5 protein-coding genes and 1 pseudogene are annotated in these 5,837 nt (G+C 44.4%); 2 read left to right on the top strand and 4 right to left on the bottom strand.

Features of this window, described 5'->3' with window-relative positions:
* From F6K46_RS37750 to F6K46_RS37740, 3 genes and pseudogenes are all read right to left on the bottom strand, one after another.
* A pseudogene (locus F6K46_RS37750) lies at positions 1-761 on the bottom strand (hypothetical protein); the annotation flags it as partial.
* Between the two features lie 31 nt (positions 762-792).
* The gene (locus F6K46_RS37745) at positions 793-2,046 is read right to left on the bottom strand and encodes a transposase (RefSeq protein WP_293067392.1); all 1,254 of its coding nucleotides are present in this window, start codon (positions 2,044-2,046) and stop codon (positions 793-795) included.
* 227 nt (positions 2,047-2,273) lie between these two features.
* Complete coding sequence (locus tag F6K46_RS37740) at positions 2,274-2,984, bottom strand: precorrin-2 C(20)-methyltransferase (RefSeq protein WP_293067389.1); 711 nt, start codon at positions 2,982-2,984, stop codon at positions 2,274-2,276.
* Between the two features lie 47 nt (positions 2,985-3,031).
* On the opposite strand from F6K46_RS37740, the gene F6K46_RS37735 reads away from it, so the two are divergent.
* A complete protein-coding gene (locus F6K46_RS37735; protein WP_293067387.1) occupies positions 3,032-3,736 on the top strand; it encodes a lipase in 705 nt (234 codons plus the stop codon).
* 73 nt (positions 3,737-3,809) lie between these two features.
* Here the strand turns inward: F6K46_RS37735 and F6K46_RS37730 are convergent, their stop codons facing one another.
* Positions 3,810-3,980 (bottom strand): hypothetical protein, encoded by a 171-nt coding sequence (locus tag F6K46_RS37730; RefSeq protein ID WP_293067384.1) that lies wholly within the window; start codon positions 3,978-3,980, stop codon positions 3,810-3,812.
* A 414-nt stretch (positions 3,981-4,394) separates the two neighbouring features.
* On the opposite strand from F6K46_RS37730, the gene F6K46_RS37725 reads away from it, so the two are divergent.
* The gene (locus tag F6K46_RS37725; RefSeq protein WP_293067379.1) at positions 4,395-5,720 is read left to right on the top strand and encodes a transposase; all 1,326 of its coding nucleotides are present in this window, start codon (positions 4,395-4,397) and stop codon (positions 5,718-5,720) included.
* The last annotated feature ends 117 nt before the right edge of the window (positions 5,721-5,837 follow it).

Genomic DNA, 5,837 nt, shown 5'->3' with positions numbered 1-5,837 from the left:
TGAGCTACTAAATTTTGCTCACGTTGTCGTGCGATCGCAACAGCACTAGAAGGTACTGGTTTAGTAGGCTCAGAAGGAGGAGGGGTGATGGAAAATTGTGGTGGTGGAGGAGGTGGAGTAACGGATACCGGTGGCTGTTGGTTAGGAACCTCTAATGGGTCAGGAATCTGGTTGCTAGAATTCCCAAATACTGGCAAGGAACCGGTCTGGAAGGAACCTGGATTCAAAGACTCTGTATCGAATTTGAACTGAGGTCGCGGTGGTGGGGCTGGTAGTGGTGTCCTGGGTTTTGGTGGTAGCTGGATCGGGAAAGACCCTCTGGTGATAATCGGTCTTTGGCGATTTAGCAGTGGTAAAGGATACTTACCAATTGAGGGTAAGGGTTTTATCGGTAAGGATCTCAGAGGTGGGGGTGTGGGAATTTTTTTCAGGGGCTTGAGAGGAGGTATTGAAGGTAGCGGTGGTGGAGGGGGTGGGAAAGCACTAAATAACGAAGGGATGGAGGGATTGCTCGGAGTCTTGGCATTTGGTAGAGCTGGCAGGGTCAGTGGTGGTGCAGCCGACTTGGGCACACGGCTCAGTTGTTGAGGGCTTAACTCCAACACTTGCACCATTGAGTCTCCCTTAGGCTTTTGATTCTTCAACAAATCACCTAAGATCGGTACGATTAGCATATGAACCCCCAGAGAGGCGGTAACAGAAATCACTAGGGGGTGACTCAGCATTTCTGGGATGTTTTTAATTAAAGAAGCATCGGACATGGCAGTTATTGTTCACGTATTTCCATGGTTGCTATTGACACTCCCCGGTCATTAGACGCGGGGATTCTTTAATCAACGACTCGACTTGCTGAACCTGGCCGGAACCAAGAACAGTAGAGGCCAAATCTCCTAAAGCGTTTAGGTCTGTGACCCAAGTTCCGGTGTGCCCCACCGTACTCAAAGCTCTTTTAAGGATGTTGATTGCGGCGTTGTGTTCGCGAAGCGGTTCCGAAGGAACATCCCTATCTAGCTGACATCCACACTTACAGATGTGAGTCCTAGTCGATAGAGACTTTTTAACTATTTCGCCGCATCCGGAACAGTTTTGGCTAGTATAGGCGGGATTAACTGCGACAGTTACTTTTCCAAATTTAGTTCCAAAATGTTCCATCCATTTCCTGAATTGATACCAACCTGCGTCATTAATAGATTTGGCAAGACAATGATTTTTTACTAGATTTTTAACTCTCAAGTCTTCGTAGGCGACCAGGTCGTTAGACCGGATTACGCAACGAGCCAGTCTCTTGGCATGTTCTTCACGCTGCCTACTTATCTTAAGGTGTGTCCTACCTAGCCTATTAATAGCTTTCTTCCGGTTAGCAGAGCCTTTCTTTTTTCGAGAAACCCGGCGTTGATGGAATTTAAGACGTTTTTCTACTGTTCTGTAAAAACGAGGATTGGGTTCAGTCTTTCCAGTGGAATCAGTATAGAAGTCTTTTAGCCCGACATCTAACCCAATGGCTGTACCAGTCGGATCTAATTCTTCTTTAATATCAGCTGAAACACAAAACTGGACATAGTAGCCATCAGCCCGGCGGACTATCCGAACTCGCTTTATTTGCTTCTTATCAAAACGCCACAATTCCCACGTTCCCTTCAACTTGAGCTTTCCAATCCCCTTTTTATCACTAAACGTAATTGACTTCTTGTCAGGGGAAAACTGCCACCCAGACTGTTTGTACTCCACTGAGCGACAGTTTTTTTGGAACTTAGGAAAACCTTTCTTTCCGGGTACTTTTTTCTTGCAGTTGTCAAAGAAACGAACGATTGATGACCATGCTCTCTCAGCACTAGATTGCCGAGCAGTAGAGTTCAACTCATTGGCAAAAGGAAAGTTTTTGGCAAGGACGGCGCTGTATTTGTTGAGGTCGAATTTATTAGCCCCTTTGTTGTCCATCCAGTACCTGAGACAGCTGTTGCGTATGAACTTAACTGTCCGGATTGCCTCATCAATAGCGGAGTATTGATGCCTTTTCCCCTTTGCCTTGAATTCTAAAACGATCACCAGTTTCGACCTCAACTTTCCTTTACTTTATTTTACAACACCCAGACTAAACTTTCGGATTATTTAGGAATATTTTTCTCACGGCGCGTCAAGCCGCTATTCGCTTTCATCCCCGGTCTAAAGACACGGGGTTGAAAGCGTTTAGAATTTTATAAGAGTGATGGTGCTGGGGCTAGCTATAACAACTACATCGATGGCTGAAACATTGCTATCTATTGGTTTGCTATCTATTGGTTTACCTTAACAATTAGCAGAGAAAAATAGGGTAATGCCAGATTAGGGCGATCGCATAAATTATGATAAATCACCTGCTCCGGTAGAGTTGCTCGTTCTACCACATAGGCATTTTCCAACAACTGATGTCGATGCAGCACTTGCCACACCTGCTGATAAACTGAACTGACTTTGAGCAAGACTACTACATCTGCCCAATCCAAAACCTTTTCCAGTTCCTCCACATTATAGAGAGCTGGTAGCACCACCAGCCGCTGATCACGAATGGTCAAGGGTAATCCCAACACCGATGCTGTAGCCATGGGGGAAGATACCCCTGGTACAGTTTGAATCAGGCTTTGAGGATGTAACTGTTGTAGCATCTGTGCCAAATAGGTAAATGTGCTGTAAAAACTCACATCTCCTTCGCACGCAAATGCTACGTCTTGCCCTAATCCTAGATAATTCCAGACTTGCTCAGCAGCAACTTGCCATGCTTGGGTCAAGATAGCGGTATCCTGCACATATGGAAATGTCAAGGGTAACTGCACCTGATGATTCTCCAACCATTGAGCGACAATCTGTTGAGCCATTCCTGGTTTTCCACGGACTCCAGTAGGAAAGGCTACTACTGGTGCCTGTTTCAATATACGTAGTGCTTTGAGGGTGATCAGGTCAGGATCCCCAGGACCAACACTTATACCATAAAGTGTACCTAGTTTCACAAAAGTTTAAAATTATCTATAAAATTTATATTAAATTAAAATTCCCGATGCCATTACCAACTGTTATTTTACCGGGCTATTTTGCTAGCGCTAGTGAATACCGTGATTTAGAACAATCACTACAACAGCTAGGGATTGCTGCAACTACTGTACCAATACGCCAACAGGATTGGTTTCCTACCCTCGGTGGTCGCTCTGTGGTGCCAATTTTGCGAAAAATCGACCAAGCTGTTAAACAACAGTTGGAGAAGCATAACACGTCACAGATTAATTTAATCGGTCACTCTGCTGGTGGCTGGATTGCCAGGATCTATCTAGGAGAAAAGCCTTACACTATTCATGGAGATGTTACTGATGACTCGGTAGGGTTATGGAATGCTCATTCCTATATCTCTACTTTAGTGACTCTGGGTACACCCCATCTCAGTCAGGAACGTTGGACTAAACGCAATCTTGATTTTGTGAATGATAACTATCCAGGGGCCTTTCACCAAGATGTTAATTATATTTGTGTCGCTGGTAAGGCTATTTATGGTAAGCGACGTTTAGGCAGCTGGTTGGCTTACAACAGTTACAAGCTCACTTGTGGAGAAGGGAATTGCTGGGGAGATGGGATTACTCCCATTGCTGCTGCTCATTTGGCTGGAGCGACTAATATTACTCTTGATGAGGTGCTGCATTCTCCTAGGAGGAAGGGGCTTTGGTATGGTTCACCTGAGGTAAGGGAGGCTTGGGTGAAGTGTTTAGGTTGAAGGTTTAGAAGGTTTATTTGGTTGAAGGTTGAAGGTTGAAGGTTGAAGGTTTCTTTGGTTGAAGGTTCAAGGTTTAGAAGGTTTCTTTGGTTGAAGGTTGAAGGTTGAAGGTTGAAGGTTGAAGGTTGAAGGTTATTTGGTTTAAGGTTATTTGGTTTAAGGTGTAGGGTGCGTTAGGGGCGGGCGAGCCATGATTTTCCCCCTCTTCGCCCCTTGTTGAAACAGCCGCACCGTAACGCACCATCAGGTCAAATAGCTTTTAGGAGATGCACCCTATCCAGAACTTAGTGCGATCGCAATGGTAGAAGTCGGTTTCAGCTACAACAACCTATCAAAACTTCCTGAAATTTGAGAACCCCCGTGCTTTTAGCCGGGGGATGAAAAAGAGAGACTGGATTTATCCAGTCGTGTCCTCAATTTGACTTCTAGCCCAGCGCTCTATAAACTCCCCAACACTAGTTCCAGACTCTTTAGCTGATAACTGTAACCACTTCCACACACTGTCTGTAAACATGACATTGTGTGGTCTTTTTAGTTCATCGTAAAGGACAGGGATCCCTTTCATCTTTTTCTTTGACTTTTTCTGAGTTTGACTTGACATTCTTGGAGTATGCGCATAGACTAAATACATGATAACAAACAGGTCGATGTTGTCAAAATGTATAGAACTATACCAATAAAAGCTGTCTTTTCGGATGAGGAAAGAGCTTTTTGGGAATTTCAGTGTAAGCAGTCTAATAGCCTGTTTAATTGCGCTGTTTATTACTCAAAACAGAAACATTATCAATGGTTAGAAGAGCAAGAAGCTTACACTACTTATTGGAAAAAGGATGAATTAAAGGCAGGTTGGAAAACCTATAAATGTGGGGTTAAATACCCCGAGATAGATAAAGCCTTAAAAATGTCGCCTCACTATAGGGCGATGGCGGCTCAATCTGCTCAACAAACCTTAAAGGCAGTAGGGGAAGCAATTAAAAGTTACAACCAGCTAGTGGGGCTATATTACAAAGGAGAAGTTGATAGACCTAGGTTTCCTCGGTACCGCAAATCAGGAGGATTCGCTGCCGTCACCTTCCCAAAACAAGCTCTCACTTACAAACAAGGACTGTTTTACCCTTCTGTTAGCAAGGAAAGTAAGCCAGAACTGCTTACTCAGATAACGTTGACTCCTCCAGAATTTATAGACCCGGATTGGGTGAAAGAGGTAACGATTCGCCCAAGTTACGGTCAATTGTGGATAGATTGGGTGATAGATGACGGAAAGAAGCCAATAGAAGATACTAATTCCGATCTAGACTACTCCCAGGCCATGGGGATAGATCATGGGGGAGATAACTGGCTGACTTGTGTTTCCACCCTTGGGAAAAGCTTCATTATAGATGGCAAAAAACTCAAGGCGATGAATCAGGGATATGCTCGACTAGTTGCTAAACACAAGTCCGGTAAGCCAGAAAAATACTGGGATTCAATTTTAGACCGGATTCAATTAAAGCGAAACAATCAGATGCGGGACGCGGTAAATAAGGCTGCCCGTTTCATTGTCAACCGCTGCTTAAACGACAGGATTGGTAATCTTGTTATAGGTTGGAACGAAGGACAGAAAATCTGTTCCAATATGGGGAAGAAAGGGAATCAAAAGTTTGTCGTTATTCCCACTAAAAGGCTCATAGAAAGGTTAAAGCATCTATGTCTAGAGTATGGCATTAAGTTGATAGTCACGGAAGAGTCCTACACCAGTAAAGCGTCTTTTTTGGATGGTGATTCTTTGCCAAAATACGGTGAAAAACCCGAGTGCTGGAAACCATCAGGCAAACGAGTAAGACGCGGACTTTACCAGATTGCTTCAGGAAAGTTGATCAACGCCGATTCAAACGGCGCTGCCAACATCCTAAGAAAAGTAAACACACAGCCATTTAACTTGGCCAAGGTGTCTAGGGGATCTTTGACAGTCCCACACCGATACGATTTATTCAGTATTGGGTAGGTCAGAGGGATTACTCCCTCTTCGCCCCCTAAGCACCGTGCGAACAAGTCTCCAAGTACACGGCGCAACCAACTCCGAAACGACACGTTATTTTGTGCAACTCTTTTCCTTATTACC

It is taken from the genome of Moorena sp. SIO3E8 (assembly GCF_010692445.1).
GTDB classification, from domain to species: Bacteria; Cyanobacteriota; Cyanobacteriia; order Cyanobacteriales; family Coleofasciculaceae; genus Moorena; species Moorena bouillonii.
The sequence above is the reverse complement of the archived record's forward strand: the minus strand, read 5'-3'. Positions and strand labels throughout refer to the sequence as shown.

Excerpts from the sequence above, each read along its gene's own strand:
- F6K46_RS37735 (WP_293067387.1), top strand. The coding sequence starts at position 3,032 with ATGCCATTACCAACTGTTATTTTACCGGGCTATTTTGCTAGCGCTAGT.
- F6K46_RS37730 (WP_293067384.1), bottom strand. The coding sequence starts at position 3,980 with ATGGTGCGTTACGGTGCGGCTGTTTCAACAAGGGGCGAAGAGGGGGAA.
- F6K46_RS37725 (WP_293067379.1), top strand. The coding sequence starts at position 4,395 with ATGTATAGAACTATACCAATAAAAGCTGTCTTTTCGGATGAGGAAAGA.